This window comes from uncultured Oscillibacter sp. (assembly GCF_950073225.1).
Classification (GTDB): domain Bacteria; phylum Bacillota; class Clostridia; order Oscillospirales; family Oscillospiraceae; genus Oscillibacter.
On sequence record NZ_CATMPS010000013.1, the window covers coordinates 55,621 to 74,337 of the forward strand.

Consider the following 18,717-nt stretch of genomic DNA (forward strand, 5'->3'; position numbering starts at 1 on the left):
ATGGCAAAGGCCAAAAAACGAGCGGACGGGCGTTATTGCGCTCAGATATACCTGGGCCGGGACGAGAACGGGAAACGGCAATACAAAAGCGTCTACGCCAAGTCCCCGGCGGAGCTGAAGGAAAAGGAAACCGCCGTCCGCCTCCAGCTTGGCCGGGGGCTGGACGTTCTTGCCCAGCGGGACAGCTTCGCCGCCTGGGCGGACGACTGGCTGCGGCTGAAGGAGCGGGAACACATCACCTGCCGGCAGATGGACAACTACCGGCGGGCCGTGAAGCTCTGGAAGGAGGAGCTCCAGGGTTACGAAATCGGTCAGGTCCGGGCGGACGATATTGAGCGGGTGCTGCTCACTCTGGCGGATCAGGGGCTTTCCCAGCGCACCGTGAGCCTGTACCGCTCTGCAATCCGGCAAATCCTGCGTCGCGCCGTGGGCCGGGTTATCCCCGCCAATCCGGCGGAACAGGTGGAGCTGACGGCGGTGGGCCGCAAGGAAGAGCACCGCCGGGCGCTGACCGCTGAGGAACAGCAATGGATTTGGGACACACCCCACCGGGCCCAGAGCGTGGCGGTGATTATGATGCTGTCCGGGCTCCGGCGGGGAGAGCTGGCGGCGCTGACCTGGGCGGACGTGGACCTGGAGGCCCGGACCATCACCGTCAACAAGGTGATGGAGTACGATTCCAGCGGCGTCCCCAGCCTCCGGCACGTCACCAAGACCGCCGCCGGCGTGCGGACGGTGGATATTCCCCAGCGGCTGGCGGACTACATGGCGGAGCTGCCCCGGGACAATCTGCTGGTGATTCCCAGCGCCCACGGCGGCGTTATGACGGACTCAGCCTGGAAAAAGCTCTGGGGCTCCTATATGCGGCTTCTGAACGAGAAATACGGGACCAGGACCCCGGCGGACCTGGAGCGGCGGAAGTCCGGCAGGCCGGGGCCCAAGCGGCTGGACAGGACGATCCCGAACATCACCATGCACTGGCTCCGGCACACCTTCTGCACGCTGCTGTATCTGGCCGGGGTGGATGTGGTTCAGGCGTGCGCTCAGATGGGCCACGCCGACGTGAGCACCACGCTGCGGATTTATACGCACCTGGACGCCATCCACAAGCGGAAGTCCGTTGACAAGCTGGACGCCTATTTGTCCGGCCAGCCGGGCGGGAAAGAAATGCCGTGCAAGTCGGATGCAAGTCAAAAAACCGTGTAACTCTTGGTATCAGTGGCTATGTCTGTGCCTTTTAAGCAGTGGGTCCGGGGTTCGAATCCCCGCCGGGTCACCAAGGAAAACCCTTGAACCGCAAGGGTAAAGGGTGATAGGGAACTATTGCCGCAGAGGGCGGCGTGATCGCACGATCACGCCGTCTTTCCGCGTCCATAGGTGGTTTCTGTGATGACGGGCTCACCGATTTCCGGTGTATCCAACTCATCCAGAAAGTTAAAGATGATTCTGACCTTCTGAATCCGCTTGGTTCCCTGCTTCTCCGGCGCATAGACGATGATCTTTTTGATAAACTCGTTCACAATAGTCGGTGTCAGTTCCGGGATATCCACATACTTCTCCACCAAAGCGGCGAACTGGTCAAAGCTGTTGTCCATTTCCTCGCGGGTTTCCACCCAATCCTCAAGACCGATAATCTCATTGTTAAGATTGGACTGTTCCGCCTCATAGCCTTCGGACATCTTCTGGTAGCGTTCCTGGCTCAAATTACCCAGCACCATGTCCTCATAGATACGGGTCATCAGCACATCAATATCCGCCAGACGCTTCTTGGCCTGGGCCAGACGCCGCTTGTCCTCCCGGATGGACTTCTCCTGGTCCTCTCTGCGACATTGGAGCCAGTCCTCTTGGAAACCCTCTACATCGGAGCGGATCATCTCCGTCACAGCCCGGATACGCTCCAGCACCACATCCCGGAGCACTTCCTCCCGGATAATATGCCCCGAACAGGCCCCGCGCCCGCTTCTGTATTTGGCGCAGACGTAGCGGTCCTGCTTGCCCTCAAACCTTTTACAAGTGGCGAAGTTGAGCTTACTTCCGCAGTCGGCACAGAACAGAAGTCCCGAAAACAGTCCTTGCCGCTCCCCCTTGGTGATGCGGCGCTTGTTCTTCCGCAGCTCCTGTACCCGGTCCCACTGTTCCTGCGAAACAATGGCCTCCTGTGTACCGGGCAGGATGAACATATCCTCTTTGACGTTGGGAATGCGCTTTTTGAGCTTATAGGACTTGGAATAGGTCTTGAAGTTGCAGACACAACCAGTGTACTCCATCCGTTCCAGGATACCAACCACAGACTGCTCATGCCAGTGACAGGGACGCTCCGGCGCGGGCTTACCCTTACGCATAGCATAGAGGGTCTTGACCGTTGGCACTTGGTCATCTTCGAGGATTCGAGCAATCCGGCACGGGCCGATTCCAGCAATGGTCATATCAAAGATGCGCTTGACCACAGGAGCAGCTTCTTCGTCCAGAATCCAGTGATCTTTGTCCTGCGGGTCAGAGCGGTAGCCGTAGGGCGGTTTGCCCAGGTGTTTGCCGCTGATCCCTTTGGCTTTTATGACAGAACGAACCTTTTTACTCGTATCTTTGGCATAAAAATCGTTAAAAACATTCCTGATCACGGTGAAATCGTTATCTCCCGTGGCGCTGTCAACCGCGTCATTCACGGCTATGAAACGCACATCGTAGCTTGGAAAAACGATTTCCGTATAACGCCCCACTTGCAGATAATCTCTGCCAAATCTGCTCATGTCTTTGACGATCCAGGTGCCAACTAAGCCTTGCTCCACCAGAGAAAGCCCTTCCTGTATACCAGGACGATTGAAGTTCGTCCCGGTGTACCCGTCATCCACCAGAATACGGGTGTTAGTGAATCCCCGTTCTGCCGCGAAGCGAGTTAAGATATTTCTTTGATTGGCTATTGAATTCGACTCGCCGTCAAGGGTATCTTCGTTGCTTAAACGGCAGTATAAAATGGTAATTTTCTGCTGATCCACGTTATTTTCTCCTTTCTTATGTGGGTCAGCCGACAGTACCGTAGTGCATGGCTTCATGTTAACATAACTTTTCCGGTTTGTCGACATCAAATTGCCTCTTGTCCCGAAAAAATCATCCGCCTTATTAGACCGTGAAGCGGTTCACTCCCGGCGCACTCCGTCTCAATGCTGTACCAGGTATTCCCGATCTTACGTGTTACTGTGCAGGAGAAGGGATTCTGCGGCTCATGCTCTCTATGCCGTTCCGCAATAAAATCGGCAGGCGGTTCAAACATCGGCTCATAGATAGCACAAAGGTCGATGGGCTCATACACAAAGTTCTTGAAATATTCGTCAAAATCAATTATCATTCAATTACCTCTCAATTTGTTTTGTTTGGCGTCCATTTTGGTATGCTTGCAGAATTTCCGGCGGGATATGATCCACTGTCCGGCGCAGTTCCTCCAGTTCTTGAAGCTGCTGCGACACCTCCAACTGGCGTTTGATGCTCTCCTTGCTGGAATTGACTTGCTTTTTCAATCCAGTGTTCTCAGCCTGGAGCGCTTTATAGGCGGCATCATACTTCCGCATCTGCGTCTGCATCCGCTCTACGCCGGGGATGTACTGCTCCAGCAGGGCCTCAATCTCAGCACTTTTCTTCTTGGCGTTGAGAGGATTGACCTCCCCCAGCAACTTCATCAGCATATCCCGCTGGCGGTTGAGATGTGCCGCCTCCTTGAACAGACGGGGCGGAATGTGTGTCCTGCCAGTTTCGCTGGCACTTTCGCCCCGCTCCAGATCAGGATACTTCCTGACCATGTGTTTCCAAAAACTATCCTGCCACCATGTCAGTTTCTTCTTGTTTCCGACAATATCCTTGGCACTCAACCGCTTGTCCGATGTCAGCGGGACAAAGGATAGGTGCATATGAGGCGTTTTCTCGTCCATATGAACCACGGCGGAGATAATCGTACTTTTATCCTGATGTTTCGTAATAAAACGAACCGCTTCTTCAAAGAATGTCCGAATTTCAGCCCTTTTCTTCCCTTTGAAAAACTCTGGGCTGGCCGTCACCAGGGCCTCGACCACCCGAACGCTGTCCTTTCGAGTACGGCATCCGGCCTCGGCAATCTGTTTCTCAGCCTCGGCACGGTATTTCCGCTCTGGCTGGACAAGATGGTAATTGAGATGACTGCGACTAACATCCACATCGGGATTACTGGCGTATTTCTCCTTTTTTCGCTCGTTATGGGCCTCAATTTGCCCGATTTCCGGTCCCTTGTACTTGGCAAAGCGGAGAATGGCATACTGCGGCTTCTGCATCGCGCTCACCGCCTACCCTCAAGCTGTGCCGTAAGCCTATCCGCCGCTTCACGCAGCTTATTGGCTTGAATTCGGGCGGTTTCCGTCTGTTCGTCAGTAAAGTCAGGACTGGCCGCTAAAAGCGAGGAAAGCCGCTCAAATTCATTAAGAATCAGACTTGAACTTTCCATAAAGCTGTCAAAGGATGAGGGAGTATCAGCCCCGGCGGTTTCCGGTTCTCCCTGCTTCAAATATGTGTTCACCGATTTGATCTCGCTGGACAGGAACTGCGCGGCGCACTCAGCCTGACGGTCCGGTTCCAAGCGGGCCAGCTTCATCAGCTCACTCCGGGGAGGCTGCTTATCCATTTTTTTGAGAATCTCACTGGCTTTCGGTGTCAGATGTTCGGCCAGATACAAGTGGCGCTCAACAGTCCTGGTCGAAACACCCAGCTTTTCAGCGGTATCTTCCACAAAAGATTTCACTTTGGGTTCGCACGACACATTGTCGCGCGAACTTTGGTGATTGCTCACATGGCCAGGGCGGTTCCGGGCAATCGTCTCTGGATGCAGAGTTTCATAGAGTTTCTTCCGGCGGGCAAGCAGACTGCTCACTTCTGTGTTGGTCAGACTTCTGCGGATCACATTCTCGTCGATCTCCGCCAGTTCCGCCCAGATGCTGTCAATACTGCATACAGTACATTCGATTTCAGCCCAATCCAGCAGCTTCGCCGCTTCCAGCCGGTGTAGCCCGGCAATCAGGGTGTGGTTGCTGTCAACTGTGATTGGATTGAGCAGGCCCACGTCGGCTATGCTTTTAGACAGTTCGTCGACATGGGTTGGGTCGGCCTTCCGCCGTCCGGGGTTGATTTTGATTTCACTGATTGGAATACGCAATGATTTGATACCTCCTAAATTGATTTGGCAAATGTTATTTGCGTATTTCAATATACCGGAAAATCGTCTATAGCCTTTAATTCCTGCATAAATGCCCGAAAAAGCAAATCAGCCAGGAAATCCTGCAAAAATGCAGTTTCCTGGCTGACCCCAAATTATGATGTTATTTTACAATATTCGACATTCAATCGAGCAAATATATGGTAAGATAAGCAGAAAGGGGTGGATATATGGCGAATATGTTATCGGATACCACGGGACGCCGCATTACCGGGCTTCGTGAACGTGAGGATATGACTCTGGATGAGTTAGCGGCTAAAATCGGCATCAACGCCACTACACTGGGCCGCATAGAGAAGGGCCAGACGCAGAAGATCAACAGTGATGTGCTGGTGGCGCTGGCGCGAGAGTTCAACGTCTCCACTGACTTTCTGCTGGGCCTGACCAGTATCCCGGAGCGCAAAAACTATGATATAAGCGAGTTGGGCCTCTCAGCACAGTCGGTACGGAACCTTTACACGCAGAGGGTCGATACGGATGTGGTCAACCGCTTGCTGGAGCATCCACGATTCGCCACGCTGACTGCTATGATTGCACAGTATCTGGACGATACTTTTGCTGCTGGGGTGGCTGTGCAGAACCAGATTTTTGCGTCCATGAGCGAACTGCTGGTAGGAGCAGGACAGCGAGAAGCAGCCCAAGCTGTCAACCTCTCTAAAGTCCCGCCTCATCAAGTAGAACTGACAAAGATCCAGAACACGTTTACGGCCATGCTGCGAGAAATGAAGCGTGAGATTGGCTCAGATTTAGAACCCGCAAAGGCAGTAACAAAAGAAGTTGTTGAGCGTATGATGACAGAATTGTCAAAGGACCAAACGGCACCTCTAGTCTCCATCTCGCCCGAACAAATCACGGATGCCATTTTACATACAGTGGACGATGGAACTGACCCGGAGAAGTTGGCAGAGTTCCGGCGCGGGCTGGTTTCGCTTTTTGAAAATCTGCCCAAGGCGAATGATACAAGCGGCCAGTAAGTGGCTTTACATTCGCGCCCAGACGGGTGGCTCGCGGGCCCGATTATCGGCCCGTTGGCGATGTCGCTGCGGCGGGACGAGGGACGGGGGCTGTATATACCTTTTGTCCCTCCCAAAATCAGGCAGTGGGATGATTGCTGCCGCTCCATCTCACTGCCTGATTTCCTGGTACGGGAAAGTGACTGCGCCAGACCGCGCCGCCCCTTTCCCGCGCCAGCCGGGACAAAAGGTATAACACACTAGACTTTCTCCGAAAGTCGTGTGCCAAGAGGGGAGGTCTCCCCCCTTGGATTCCCCCTCCATTTTCGGGGCGTTGGGTACCCATGCTGCCAGATCGCAGCCTGGATACCCCGCCCCGAAAATGCTAACAACTCCACGGTTCTGCATCCGCAGAGCCGTGGAGTTGTTACTGCTCATCTGGAACATATTCGGCAATATCTTCCAGACGGCAATCAAGGGCTGTACACAATTTATTCAGTGTCTTGGTTTCCATGTTGTCGTTTGCCCGCAAGCGCCGGATGGTCTTGCTGTCGATACCGCACTTTTCCCTTAGTTGGTATGTGGAAAAGCCTTTTTCCTTCATCACATCCCACAGTTTATCAAAAATAATCACAGCCACACCCCCGATTGACATTATCCAGTATGGGGGTTATAATCTCCATTGTTAAGGGGATATAATCCCCATAGTCAAACTAAAGTCAGGAGATAGATTGTGATGATTGAAAGATGCTGTGCGTTCACAGGTCATCGTCCGAAAAAATTTCCCTGGGGCTATAATGAGGCTGATATCAGATGTGTTACTCTGAAAAAAGCAATTACCGAAGAAATTGTCAAGCGGGTGGATGCTGGGTATACGGACTTCCTCTCCGGCATGGCGGAAGGCACCGACACCTGGGCCGCTCTGGCGGTGCTGGCATTGAAAAAAGAAAATCCCGCGCTGAAGCTCCACTGTGTCCTGCCCTGCGAGGGACAGGCGGACGAGTGGTCGGCTTCGGCGCGGGAACTGTATTTTTCTATTCTGGAGCAGGCGGACGAGATTGTGTATGTCAACCGGGAGTATAGCAAAAATTATATGCTGAAACGCAACCGTTATCTGGTCGATCACGCCGCCTGCCTGCTGGCTGTTTACAACGGGGAGCAGCGGGGTGGGACGGCAATGACGGTGAGGTATGCTAGGAAGTTGGGGCGGGAGATTATCGCACTGAACCCTAATATGGTTATGACAACTACTCAAAATGTTTGTGACTCATGAAAAAGTTATTCCATTTTTCTACAAAATGCGGTACAATAATAACATCACTAAAAGAGCCGATTGTGATAGCCTCAGAACCATTGGTACACTTTTGTAACAACGGCCACAATAAACTACTACTTTCATGATACAAGGATTGGATAAAAAGATGGCAAAGAAAGAAATAAGAACCGATTTGTGGGTAGCGCGTCAACTTGATGACTCCAAAATTAAATATGATGCCCAAGGTAGTAATGTGAAAGAAATTAACGATGCTCTACAAAGTGCTTCAAAGCGTGGTACCGGAAACGCTGGATATCCGGAATATGTTGCAGTTGTCAAGGACTTCGTTATTGTCATTGAGGATAAAGCTGATCTGGCCAAGCATCAAAAGCTGACCGATACGGGAATCCTATCTGTTGAACAGAGGGATATTGCTGACTATGCTGTTAATGGAGTATATTTTTATGCCAAGCATATTGCTCAAAACAGTACATTCCATAAAGTGTTTGCAATCGGAGTTTCGGGGGACGAAAAGCATCACAAAATTACTCCTTTGTATGTAGATGACAGAGATGGATACAAACTCTTACCTGATATTGAGTCTTTTACATCGTTCACTGTTACTAATATAGATGAGTATTACACCCGCTATGTTCTTGCGGAAAAGACGGATATAGAAAAAACTACCGAGGAAATTTTGAAAGATGCAGCGGAATTACATGAATATCTGCGCACCTATGGCTCGCTAAAAGATCAGGACAAGCCGCTGGTGGTTTCCGGTATCCTGCTGGCATTGGATGATAAATTTTTCAAACCAAGTGACTTACTTGGTGATGAAACTACTACAGATGGCCAGTTAATCTATGATGCCATCCAACGGCGTCTTAAAGCATCCAATGTTGGGCCAGATGCAAAGCGCGATAAGCTAATGAGTGAATTTTCGATTATTCGCACAAGCGCTCGCTTGAACGAGATCGACCACAAACTGGGTAAGACACCATTGAAATTCTATACGGAATTCCTGAAAAAGAATGTTTTCGACAACATTAAATATCGCAGTTCCAGTGAAGACTTTATCGGAAGATTCTATGGCGAATTTATGAGCTACTCAGGCGGTGATGGTCAGACGTTGGGGATTGTCCTTACACCTCGACATATCTGCGACCTGTTCTGTGACTTGCTGAACATCCAGGCTACGGACATTGTGCTTGACCCTTGCTGCGGTACCGCTGGCTTTTTGGTTGCCGCAATGCACCATATGCTTGAAAAAGCTGGTACCGATCAAACGAAGCGAAAAAGCATCAAGAAAAAGCAACTGCACGGATTTGAACTCCAGAGTAATATGTTCGCAATCGCTGCAACAAATATGATCCTCCGCGATGATGGTAACAGTAACATCAAATGTGAAGATTTCTTGCGTCAGATTCCTGCTCAGGTGCAGCTTAAGGGTGCTACTGTCGGGATGATGAATCCACCCTATTCTCAAGGTACTAAAGCTGATCCCTCGCAGTATGAGCTTTCGTTTGTGGAGCATATGCTTGATTCCTTAACTGAAGGAGCACGAGCTGCGGTAATCGTTCCGCAGTCTTCTATGACAGGTAAAACGAAAGATGAGCAGGCGTTTAAGGAAAGTATCATGAAGCACCATACCCTGGAAGGCGTCATTACCTGCAATACAGATACCTTCTATGGCGTAGGTACTAACCCTGTTATTGCAATTTTTACCGCCCATGAACCTCATCCCGGTGATAAAGTCTGTAAATTTATTGATTTCCGCAATGATGGATATGAAGTGCGTGCTCATGTTGGCCTTGTGGAGGGTGATGCTGCTAAGGACAAACGTCAGCACTTGCTCGATGTATGGTTTAGCCGGGCTGAAGCGACTTCAAAGTTCTGTGTCGAATCCACGGTAACGGCTGAGGATGAATGGCTACATGCTTTCTTCTATTTCAATGATGAGATTCCGACAGACACTGACTTTGAAAAAACCATTGGCGATTATCTGACATTTGAGTTTTCGATGATTATGCAGAATCGAGAGTACCTATTTGAGCAAGGAGGTAACGAAAATGCAGAAACTTGAAGGAAGGACGTGGGTTTCTGTAAGTCTGGATTCGATGTTTAATCTTGAACGTGGGAAAGAAAAGAACATGGCAGCACTTGCGGAGGGCCATACTCCGCTAGTATCTGCCCGAAAGGTAAATAATGGTGTTAAAGGCTTTATTGCGACTCCATCTAAAGTAGTCAAAGGTGGCAATGTTATATCGCTTAACAATGATGGAGACGGTGGTGCGGGTTTAGCGTACTATCAACCAAGCGATTTCGCGTTAGATACTCATGTTACAGCATTACACCCTAAAAATATGGTTTCACCTGATGCTCTGCTTTATATGACAGCAAGCATCTCAAAACAGCACTCCATTTTTGGTCATGGGCGATCAATTTCATTACCACGAGCAAAGCGGATTCAAGATATGCTCCCTGTTACAAATTCGGGGGAACCGGATTACAAGTATATGGCAGAATATACACAACAGAAACGTCTGTCTTTAATAAATAAGTACCGTACTTATGCCCAAAAAAGTATTGCTAATTTAGGTGAAGAAGTTAAACTTCCTGCTTTATCAGAAATGTCGTGGGATTCCTTTTCTATCTCGGATGTCTTTGATATTTTGCCAGGTAAACGACTTGTTGCCGCAGACACGACTCCCGGAAGCAGGCCATTTATAGGTGCGTTAGATAATAACAACGGGGTAGCACGTTTTGTTAGTGATAATAATGCATCATTAGACAGAAATGTCCTCGGCGTAAATTATGATGGGAACGGAATGGTTATTGGATTTTATCATCCATATGAATGCATTTTTTCTGACTCAGTAAAGCGATTTCATCTGAAAAGCTATAAAGACAATGCGTTTGTTCTGCTATTTATGAAAGTAGTAATCTTGCAGCAAAAAAGCAAATTTGGCTATCTATATAAATTTAATGCAGAACGCATGACCAATACCCGAATTATGCTCCCTGTTACCGACAGCGGAACGCCTGACTATGAATACATGGAGCAGTATGCTAAAAATATGATGCTTCGCAAATATAAGCAGTATTTAGCGTATCTTGATTCAAAAAATAAAACTGATACGATAGCCACAAACGATTGACAGCTTACTACAGATAGAAAACGGAGGCAAATATGCAATTATCAAAAATCAGAATCAAAAATTATAGATTGCTTATTGATGCCGAGTTGGAAGTTGATCCTAGGACAACCTTAATTGTGGGTAGGAACAATACTGCAAAAACATCGTGTTTTTCGTGTATTGGAAATGTGCTGGAAGGAAATTCTATATCTTTCGATGACTATCCGCTATTAATGCGGGAAGATTTCTATAATAAATTTGCACTGTTTATGGAGAAAAAGCTCTCCTATGAGGACCTTTGTAAACAGATAGAGGTTATCTCCATAGATTTCTTGGTGGATTATTCATTAGAAGACCCCAATGATAACCTGGGAGCTTTGTCACCTTTCATTATTGATGTCGATGTGGATACGACAACAGCCCTGATTCATGCAGAGTATCGTTTGAAAACAGACGAAAAAACATTGCGGGCACTCTTGGAAAGCAGCTATTATAAGGACGGCGCTTTTTCACCGAACGAGGAAGCGCATAATGTACTTGCCGACAATTTCGGCAACTTGTTTGGATTAACCGTATATGCCATCAATCCAAACGATCTGGAGGACAAACAAGTAAAAAGCCAAAAAGAATTACATGACTTGTTCCCATTCCATGCCATTCCCGCTGAACGAGTTCTTGGTGAAGACGACACACATAATAATTCCCTTAGTTCGCTGATTTCTAATTTCTTTGATATGAGTGAAGGGGATTTGGATCCAGATATTGCCGAAGAAATAAAGCGATTGCGTGCAATCGTAGAAAAAGCAAATAACGATGTTCAAAAGCAAAGTGATGAAATTCTGAGTGCAGTTGTGAACAGTTCTATTGGCTTTGGTTATCCAAACATAGAAGAATTGACGCTTGGGGTTACGACTCAGCTCAGCATCGATGATCAGATAAAGAATCAGACTAAGCTATCGTATATCTCTGGCGCAGCAAACGAAAGTTTGCCGAGTTCCCACAATGGTCTGGGTTACAAAAATCTGATTAAAATGGAGTTCCTCCTTGCTGCATTTGCCAAGGATATTGAAAAGCGTGGTGTTGCGTGTGTTCCGCTGCTCTTTATTGAAGAACCGGAATCCCATATGCATCCGCAAATGCAAACCGCTTTTGCAGCGTATTTGGAAAAGTTTCTTAGCACGCTCTCTACTGTTCAAATCCAGACTTTTCTAACCTCACATTCTGCTCATATAGCAAACACCATGGAATTTGCAAAGGTTCGCTATGCGCAAAAGTCTAACGCTGGTGTGATTTACAAGAATTTGAGTACCTTTGCTCAAGCCAATTCAGATAATGTGGATTTTATCAGGAAGTATTTAACTTTGACCAAATGTGATTTGTTCTTTGCGGATAAAGCGATTTTCGTTGAAGGTGCCTCCGAGCGTTTGTTACTACCAGATATGATCGGAAAGTGTGAAACAGGTGGGGTATTTGGTTCCTGCAAATATCCTTTATCTGCACAGTATTATGCGTTAATTGAGATCGGTGGAGCCTATGCACATAAATTTATTCCACTTATTGAATTTCTGGGAGTACCATGCTTGATTCTTACTGATTTGGATTCTGTAGCAGACCGAGTAAGCAAAGGTGGAAAGGTAGTAAAAAAGTCCGTAGTGGTTAGTCAGGGAGAAACAACATCGAACGAAACAATAAAATGGTGGGTCCGCAGAAATAAGGACCTTCCAGAGAACGACACATCAAAAATCGATCTCACAGAAATTACTTCGATGACTCCAGATGATAAGACCAGAGGGAAATGTCATATAGAGTTCCAAATGGCCGAAAACGGGTTGTGCGGACACTCGCTGGAGGAAGCAATTCGCAATGTCAATCGAAAGTACTACGATTTAGGTGACAGCATAAGCGAAGAAGATCTTGAATTCAAGGGTGAAAGTAAAACAGATTTTGCACTCAACCTTATTTATGAATACCCCGATTATTGTGTTCCGGAGTACATAAAATCGGGGTTAATATGGCTAAATAACCAACGAGTTCTTGAGTAAGGAGGTGCCAGTTCATGAGTAGTGAGTATATAGGTGCAAATTATAATCTTGCAAAAGCTGAAGCTGACAAGATTGATGCAGAGATTATTGAAACGCTTAAGTCCGGGCACAGTTTTCGTGTCGAAGCAGGTGCGGGCTCTGGCAAGACTTACTCTCTGAACCGAGCTATTGAATGGATACAGGCAAATAAATGGTCTGATTACAGCCGAAAAAAACAGAATGTGGTATGTATTACCTATACAAATGCAGCAGTAGATGTGATTGCAGAGCGACTTGCAAAAGATTCGTTTATTCTTCCCTCCACAATCCACTCTTTTGCATGGAATGCTATCAAACAGTATCAGAGTGTTTTGGTCGATGCAGTCACAACAAATCCTGATTTTCTGCCAGACGAGGGGGATTTTAATAAAGTTACTGAAGTTGCATATACTTTGGGACATCGCTACAAGGAAAATGGCATTCAGTACCTTTATCATGACGATGTTTTAAAGCTATTCTGCTTACTTTTAGATAATGCTAAGTTTCGCCGTGTGTTTGCGGACAAGTATCCTTTAATTCTAATTGATGAATATCAGGACTCTTATAAGCCTATTATTGACCGATTTGTTGATTATTTCATTGCGAAAGGTATTGGATCGCAATTCGGTTTTTTTGGTGATGCTTGGCAAACAATCTACCAATCTAATAAGGCTTGTGGCGCAATAGAACATGACAATATCGATGTAATCAAGAAAAGTTCAAATTTTAGATCCGCACCGAGAATAGTACAGCTTCTCAATGATATTCGTCCAGACTTACCCCAAAAATCTGCGATTGATGGATTTGGTGGAGAGGTTCTTGTAATTACCTGTGAGGATTACAACGGCACTCGACGCACGGACCGTAATTTCAAAGGCGAGTTGCCTCCCGAGGTATTAAAATCTCGATTAGATGAAATAGAAGCAAAAATAAAGCAGGACACCCCAAATGATGAGTCCATTAAAATTCTGATGATTACACATAAAGTTCTTGCAATGCAACAGGGGTATGAACAACTTTTGGATGTTTTGGGTGATGGACTTCGCAACAAAGAGGATCCTTTTCTCTTATTCTTTATGAATACAGTCGAACCGATTTACAAGGCACTCTGCACATCAAACACACAGCTTCTATTTGATACGCTTGACATTAAACGCTATCCTATTACCAAAAAGTCTGAAAAGGTAAAATGGCAGGAACTTCGGGAACGGTTGGTAGAAGCTCGGGCCCAAAAAGCGATTAATGTGTTAGAATTGGTATATCAAACTGGTTTAATTCCCATACCTCCAAAACTGGATGGATATTATCGTTTGTACCACGATGCTCCGGAAACCATCTATATTGCAGAAGTTACAATTCGATCTTTCCTGGAGTTGGAATACACACAGTTTCTGGCTGCGATAGACTTTTTGTATCCAGAAGCAGTATTCTCTACTGAGCATGGTGTCAAAGGTGAGGAATATGACAATGTCGTTTTCGTTGTGAGCAAAGGGTGGAACCAATACCAATTTGAAACCTATGCACCAATGATAACAGGTCATTCTCCTGTTCCTAGAGGCAAGGAGGCATCATTTGAACGAAACCGAAATCTTTTCTATGTATGCTGCTCAAGACCCAAAAAAAGATTATTCCTTTTCGTTACCGTTCCAGTAGAACCTGTATTTGAGGATTTCTTAACAGACCTCATCGGTAAAGACAACATCTATACCTACCCACAGTTTTTGAAAACAACACATTAAGATGACAAAGAACAGCCCACCGATCATCTGACCGATGGGCTGTTCCATGATTATTTTGTTCAATCCATCAGCCGATGTTCCGGTGTGCCTTTCACATACTGTTGTAAACAGACAGAAGGGTGTACCATTTGGGGGTGCGGACGAAAACCTGGACCAAACTGAGGTGGAGGTATCCGCATGTATAGCTATGAAGAACGGAAAAAAGCAGTGGAACTATATATCCAGTATGGGTATAGGGCAGCGGCAGTAATCCGAGAACTGGGTTATCCAGACCGGCATACTCTCAAGAGATGGGCCAGGGAGTACGAAGAAGATAGAGACCTGCACCAGAGATATCGTTGTGCAGGAAAATATAGTAAGGAACAAAAAGAAGCCGCGTTAAAACACTACGCAGAACATGGGCGGTGCGCAGCTCAAACCACAAAGGCTTTGGGATACCCAAGTCCCACTGTTTTTCGCAGATGGCTGAATGAGACGTTTCCAGACAGGGAAAAACGTTGCGTATCCGGGAAAGCAATGGTAGAATATCCTCAAAAAGAGAAGAAGCAGGCTGTTATCGACTTATGTGCCCGTCAGGGTTCGGCGCAAGAGGTTGCCGCCGCCCACGGGGCAAGCCGCGTGTCCTTATACAAATGGAAGAAGCAGCAGCTTGGCGAGGAGCGATGTTCAGCCATGCCCAAAAGGAAAAATCCAGCGTCAGAAGATGTTGCCGCTTTGGAAAAGCGAATTGAGGATCTGCAAGCCCAGGAGGCCGCATTGGCCGAGAAGCTTTATCGGGCGCAGCTGGAATATGACATTCTTGAAAAGGCGGCTGAACTTCTAAAAAAAGCCCAGGGCGTCAATCTAAAAGCAATAAACAATCGAGAAAAGGCCGAAGTGATTGACGCCCTTAGAGATAAATATCGGCTAAAAGAACTTCTCTCGGTTCTGCATATGTCAAAAAGCAGCTATTGTTATCAAGAGAACTGTCTGCACAAACCAGACAAATACAAGGAGCTTCGCACGGAAGTACAGACTATCTTTCACACGGCGGACAAACGTTATGGATACCGCCGTATTCACGCAAGCCTGAAGAAAAGTGGGCGTCCAGTTTCAGAGAAAGTTGTCCGCAGACTGATGAAGGAGGAGGGGCTGGCGGTTCTCTACGTAAAACGTAAGAAATACAACGCATATGCCGGCGAAATAAGTCCTGAGGTCCCCAACCTTGTCAATCGAGACTTCCATGCGGAAACGCCCAATACCAAATGGCTTACCGACATTACTGAATTCAGCATTCCTGCCGGCAAGGTCTATTTATCTCCAATCATTGACTGCTTTGACGGGCTGGTTGTATCCTGGTCTATTGGAGTCTCGCCAAGCGCCGATTTAGCAAACACGATGTTAGATGAAGCGATATCTCTTCTGAGGAACGGTGAGCTCCCTGTCGTTCATAGTGATCGGGGCTCTCATTATCGCTGGCCAGGCTGGATTGATCGGATGGAAGGAGCAGGACTGACCCGTTCCATGTCAAAAAAAGGATGTTCCCCAGACAATTCGGCCTGCGAAGGATTCTTTGGCCGACTTAAAAACGAATTCTTCTACGGCAAGCGGTGGAAAGACGTTTCCATAGAGGAATTTATTGGACTTTTGGATGGCTACATCCGCTGGTACAATGAATGCCGCATCAAAGAGTCACTTGGCTGGATGAGTCCATTGGAATACAGGAGAAGCCTTGGACTGGCTGCATAATAATTATGGAGGTAGAGTATGAAAGCTGGAGATTTGATCGATCTGCTTATGTCGTATCAGAACGATGATGAGATTGAAATTGAGATTTATGAAACAACTTCAGGTCATTACATCGATACGACTGCCAGCATTTCCATTGTGGAAAATGACGCGTTTGTTCCTACGTTGAAAATTGACGTGGAAGCGGGCAAGTTCAAAGATTTCCTTTGATTTGAGATGGCATTGCTTAGGCTTTTAGGTCCAAGTAAATGTCCGCACCCCCAATTGGCCCCTTTTGCTTGTCTGCTTACAACTGTTCCAAGTCGCCGTCAAGAACTAGCTGCACATACTCCAGAGGTTTATTATAGATTAGCCAATCCAACGCTGACCGCTGGTATATATTCTTGGCAACCTCATCCTCCACAGCGGTACAATCAATAGAAATCATGCTGCCATCGCAAAATTCAACTCTACGCAAGCGGTGTCAATGTTGAACTCGCAGGAAAGTAATGATGCCATTAGCAGGAACCTCCTTAAATCATCTTGAACGAATTACTGGTCCTATGCACTACGAACTGCCAGCTGATGATGTCAAGTCGAGGTAGTTCCTTACCACTAGAAAGGCAACGGTTTGAGGGTTTTTCTGTTGCCATTTTTACCCTGCTGTGCTTCCCGTAATTTGACGTGTTTTTCGGTCATTTGCGGCTGTTTTGTTGCAAAAGTGTTGCAAATTTTTTAGAGCCCTGAACGAACTGCCGCACAAGGGATTGCGGGGTTTTGACCTTTGCAGGCGTTCGAGAGCGGCTTATATGCGGACCTTGACACTTTCTAGTTGGCGCTCTGTTGCAAATTTGCAACAATTGAACAAAATGCTTTTCTTTACGTCCTCAATGCTTCACGCACTTTTTCGGCGGTTTTTGCTTTTCTGGACCGCTGGTCGTAGTGGGTATAGACCCGCAGGGTCATATCTACGCTGCTATGCCCAGCCAGGTATTGGATTTCCTTGATGTCCAGACCAGCCTCAAACATACGGGTTATGTAAGTGTGGCGAAGGATATGTGCGGAAATGTGCGTGTTGGGAAGCTCCTTTTCAATGTACCGCCACATACTCTTGTAAGAGGATTGTGTCATAGGCTTCCCGTCTTTCATGGTAAACACAAATTTCGAGCGGGCTTTGCTTTTCCGTTCAGCCAGCCACAGTTCAAGTTCCTCTGATATGGGGATATCCCGCCGTCCTGCTTTCGTTTTGAGGTCGTTGCTGATGGTGGTCTTTTTTTCTTTGATGATGGCATTGTGGCGGACACGAATGACCTTCTCTTGAAAATCAATGTCGTCCCACATTAAACCAATGATTTCGCCGCGGCGCATTCCCGTGTGAAGGGCAATCAGCAAGAACGTCCTGGCGCGGGTGTCACTGACCCGTTCCAAAAGCAGTCTGCTTTCCTCGGGTGTCAGGGCAGTCTTTTCCTCCGCCCGCTTACCACCAGCTTTCAGCATACAGCTTACGGGCGACTTAGCGACAAGGCCATTCTCCATAGCCACGGTAAAGATGCTGCGCAGATGGATCAGCACCTTTGATTGCAGGGAATTGCTTTTTCCCGCAAGGCCCGCCATAAGTGCCTGAATCTGCATGGGGCTGATGTCTTGAAGACGGCAATCGCCAAGCTGGGGTAAAATTTGATGATTGAGCACATATTTGATTGCATCTTGGCTTTTTTCGCGGAGATAAGGCTTTTTGTAGATATCAAACCACATCTGAGCGAAATGGCCGAAGGTTTCTTCACTGCAAACGTCTACTCCGGCCTTGACCAGGATTTGAACCTGAAGGACTTTTTCATCCAGTTCTTCCTGAGTCTTTCCCCTGATATATTTTCGTGTTCCATCTGGCATACTGATTGTTTTGGTGAGGTAGGCGTATTTCTTTTGGGTTTTTGAGGCCATCTGGCATTCTCCTTTCAATAATGCCTTGTGATTCAGAGCGATAAAATTATACCGCATTTCTTTAAAACTCACAAGAAATTATTTTATTTCCCTACGCCGCTAAAATGCGTCTGCTCACTTGATTTGCCACTTTCGGGGTGCTATAGGCGCTACGGGTGTCTTTGACTTTACAGAGCCCGCAAGATAGGCTTCCAGTGCCTCAATGGTGACGAGGTACTTCCTGCCAACACGGGCGCTGGGCACAGCTCCTGTGCGCAACAGTGTGCGGATTGCTGTTTCAGTCAGGCAGGTCTGCGGGTCGTTTTCCTGAAAGTAAGATGCTGCCTCACGGATTGTTCTAGTACGTACCATAAGACCACTCCTTTTCAAAAGATAAATGTTGAGACAAAGGATACTCCCCAGACCACATATGGCCTAGGGAGCATCCTTTTTTTGGTAGTCTAATCATAGCACAGGGGACTAGGGAATTGCAAGGCCCTGGGAGGGGGAATTTATGGGGAATTACCAGGGAATTATATGGCAATTTATGAGGAATCAGTGGCTATTGGCCGCATACTCATACATTTTTAGGAAGCACTGATTAAAGCCGGTAAAAGCCAGGCAAACAGACAAAGGTAAAGGAAACGACCAATAAAGGGCCATATTGGGGGATGAATTCCTCGCTTTTCCAGTCCCAGCCCGGTCGAAGGGCGCAA

15 protein-coding genes and 1 pseudogene are annotated in these 18,717 nt (G+C 47.4%); 9 read left to right on the forward strand and 7 right to left on the reverse strand.

Annotated elements, in window-relative coordinates; translation table 11 throughout:
• On the forward strand, positions 1–1,206 hold the full coding sequence (locus Q1M04_RS08480) for a tyrosine-type recombinase/integrase (RefSeq protein ID WP_300347034.1): 1,206 nt from the start codon (positions 1–3) through the stop codon (positions 1,204–1,206).
• 146 nt (positions 1,207–1,352) lie between these two features.
• Here Q1M04_RS08480 and Q1M04_RS08485 read toward each other — a convergent pair whose 3' ends face one another.
• Genes Q1M04_RS08485 through Q1M04_RS08500 form a run of 4 tightly spaced genes read right to left on the reverse strand, consistent with a single transcriptional unit; the run spans position 1,353 to position 5,170 of the window.
• On the reverse strand, positions 1,353–3,050 hold the full coding sequence (locus Q1M04_RS08485; RefSeq protein ID WP_300447291.1) for a recombinase family protein: 1,698 nt from the start codon (positions 3,048–3,050) through the stop codon (positions 1,353–1,355).
• Between the two features lie 29 nt (positions 3,051–3,079).
• Positions 3,080–3,343 carry a hypothetical protein gene (locus tag Q1M04_RS08490; protein ID WP_300447253.1) on the reverse strand — a complete coding sequence of 88 codons (264 nt, stop codon included), beginning with the start codon at positions 3,341–3,343 and terminating at the stop codon, positions 3,080–3,082.
• A 4-nt stretch (positions 3,344–3,347) separates the two neighbouring features.
• Positions 3,348–4,295 (reverse strand): MobV family relaxase, encoded by a 948-nt coding sequence (gene mobV / locus Q1M04_RS08495; RefSeq protein WP_300447256.1) that lies wholly within the window; start codon positions 4,293–4,295, stop codon positions 3,348–3,350.
• Between the two features lie 5 nt (positions 4,296–4,300).
• The gene (locus tag Q1M04_RS08500; protein ID WP_300447259.1) at positions 4,301–5,170 is read right to left on the reverse strand and encodes a ParB N-terminal domain-containing protein; all 870 of its coding nucleotides are present in this window, start codon (positions 5,168–5,170) and stop codon (positions 4,301–4,303) included.
• A gap of 230 nt (positions 5,171–5,400) precedes the next feature.
• Between Q1M04_RS08500 and Q1M04_RS08505 the strand changes: the two genes are divergently transcribed.
• Complete coding sequence (locus tag Q1M04_RS08505; RefSeq protein WP_300447262.1) at positions 5,401–6,204, forward strand: helix-turn-helix domain-containing protein; 804 nt, start codon at positions 5,401–5,403, stop codon at positions 6,202–6,204.
• A 406-nt stretch (positions 6,205–6,610) separates the two neighbouring features.
• Here Q1M04_RS08505 and Q1M04_RS08510 read toward each other — a convergent pair whose 3' ends face one another.
• Positions 6,611–6,817, reverse strand: coding sequence for a helix-turn-helix transcriptional regulator (locus tag Q1M04_RS08510; protein WP_300447265.1), 207 nt, complete (start codon positions 6,815–6,817; stop codon positions 6,611–6,613).
• 102 nt (positions 6,818–6,919) lie between these two features.
• Here Q1M04_RS08510 and Q1M04_RS08515 point away from each other — a divergent pair, with 102 nt between their 5' ends.
• The 7 genes from Q1M04_RS08515 (at position 6,920) to Q1M04_RS08545 (ending at position 16,312) form a co-directional block, all read left to right on the forward strand.
• Positions 6,920–7,456, forward strand: a complete 537-nt coding sequence (locus Q1M04_RS08515; RefSeq protein ID WP_300447268.1) for an SLOG family protein — start codon at positions 6,920–6,922, stop codon at positions 7,454–7,456.
• Between the two features lie 148 nt (positions 7,457–7,604).
• Complete coding sequence (locus Q1M04_RS08520; protein ID WP_300447271.1) at positions 7,605–9,521, forward strand: class I SAM-dependent DNA methyltransferase; 1,917 nt, start codon at positions 7,605–7,607, stop codon at positions 9,519–9,521.
• Positions 9,508–10,596 (forward strand): restriction endonuclease subunit S, encoded by a 1,089-nt coding sequence (locus Q1M04_RS08525; protein WP_300447274.1) that lies wholly within the window; start codon positions 9,508–9,510, stop codon positions 10,594–10,596. Before Q1M04_RS08520 ends, Q1M04_RS08525 begins: the two co-directional genes overlap by 14 nt.
• Before the next feature lie 32 nt (positions 10,597–10,628).
• Positions 10,629–12,617, forward strand: a complete 1,989-nt coding sequence (locus Q1M04_RS08530) for an ATP-dependent endonuclease (protein ID WP_300447276.1) — start codon at positions 10,629–10,631, stop codon at positions 12,615–12,617.
• Positions 12,618–12,631: 14 nt separating this feature from the next.
• The gene (locus tag Q1M04_RS08535; RefSeq protein WP_300447279.1) at positions 12,632–14,374 is read left to right on the forward strand and encodes a UvrD-helicase domain-containing protein; all 1,743 of its coding nucleotides are present in this window, start codon (positions 12,632–12,634) and stop codon (positions 14,372–14,374) included.
• Between the two features lie 177 nt (positions 14,375–14,551).
• Positions 14,552–16,102 (forward strand): IS3 family transposase, encoded by a 1,551-nt coding sequence (locus tag Q1M04_RS08540; protein ID WP_300447282.1) that lies wholly within the window; start codon positions 14,552–14,554, stop codon positions 16,100–16,102.
• 18 nt (positions 16,103–16,120) lie between these two features.
• On the forward strand, positions 16,121–16,312 hold the full coding sequence (locus Q1M04_RS08545) for a hypothetical protein (RefSeq protein WP_300447285.1): 192 nt from the start codon (positions 16,121–16,123) through the stop codon (positions 16,310–16,312).
• 76 nt (positions 16,313–16,388) lie between these two features.
• On the opposite strand, the pseudogene Q1M04_RS08550 reads toward Q1M04_RS08545, so the two are convergent.
• Together Q1M04_RS08550 and Q1M04_RS08555 are read right to left on the reverse strand one after the other, a co-directional pair.
• A pseudogene (locus Q1M04_RS08550) lies at positions 16,389–16,600 on the reverse strand (DUF6061 family protein).
• A gap of 360 nt (positions 16,601–16,960) precedes the next feature.
• Positions 16,961–18,022 carry a site-specific integrase gene (locus Q1M04_RS08555; protein WP_300447288.1) on the reverse strand — a complete coding sequence of 354 codons (1,062 nt, stop codon included), beginning with the start codon at positions 18,020–18,022 and terminating at the stop codon, positions 16,961–16,963.
• Positions 18,023–18,717: the final 695 nt, after the last annotated feature.

Excerpts from the sequence above, each read along its gene's own strand:
- Q1M04_RS08525 (WP_300447274.1), top strand. The coding sequence starts at position 9,508 with ATGCAGAAACTTGAAGGAAGGACGTGGGTTTCTGTAAGTCTGGATTCG.
- Q1M04_RS08485 (WP_300447291.1), bottom strand. The coding sequence starts at position 3,050 with ATGAAGCCATGCACTACGGTACTGTCGGCTGACCCACATAAGAAAGGA.
- Q1M04_RS08535 (WP_300447279.1), top strand. The coding sequence starts at position 12,632 with ATGAGTAGTGAGTATATAGGTGCAAATTATAATCTTGCAAAAGCTGAA.
- Q1M04_RS08515 (WP_300447268.1), top strand. The coding sequence starts at position 6,920 with ATGATTGAAAGATGCTGTGCGTTCACAGGTCATCGTCCGAAAAAATTT.
- Q1M04_RS08540 (WP_300447282.1), top strand. The coding sequence starts at position 14,552 with ATGTATAGCTATGAAGAACGGAAAAAAGCAGTGGAACTATATATCCAG.
- mobV (WP_300447256.1), bottom strand. The coding sequence starts at position 4,295 with ATGCAGAAGCCGCAGTATGCCATTCTCCGCTTTGCCAAGTACAAGGGA.
- Q1M04_RS08505 (WP_300447262.1), top strand. The coding sequence starts at position 5,401 with ATGGCGAATATGTTATCGGATACCACGGGACGCCGCATTACCGGGCTT.
- Q1M04_RS08545 (WP_300447285.1), top strand. The coding sequence starts at position 16,121 with ATGAAAGCTGGAGATTTGATCGATCTGCTTATGTCGTATCAGAACGAT.
- Q1M04_RS08490 (WP_300447253.1), bottom strand. The coding sequence starts at position 3,343 with ATGATAATTGATTTTGACGAATATTTCAAGAACTTTGTGTATGAGCCC.
- Q1M04_RS08520 (WP_300447271.1), top strand. The coding sequence starts at position 7,605 with ATGGCAAAGAAAGAAATAAGAACCGATTTGTGGGTAGCGCGTCAACTT.
- Q1M04_RS08480 (WP_300347034.1), top strand. The coding sequence starts at position 1 with ATGGCAAAGGCCAAAAAACGAGCGGACGGGCGTTATTGCGCTCAGATA.
- Q1M04_RS08555 (WP_300447288.1), bottom strand. The coding sequence starts at position 18,022 with ATGGCCTCAAAAACCCAAAAGAAATACGCCTACCTCACCAAAACAATC.
- Q1M04_RS08530 (WP_300447276.1), top strand. The coding sequence starts at position 10,629 with ATGCAATTATCAAAAATCAGAATCAAAAATTATAGATTGCTTATTGAT.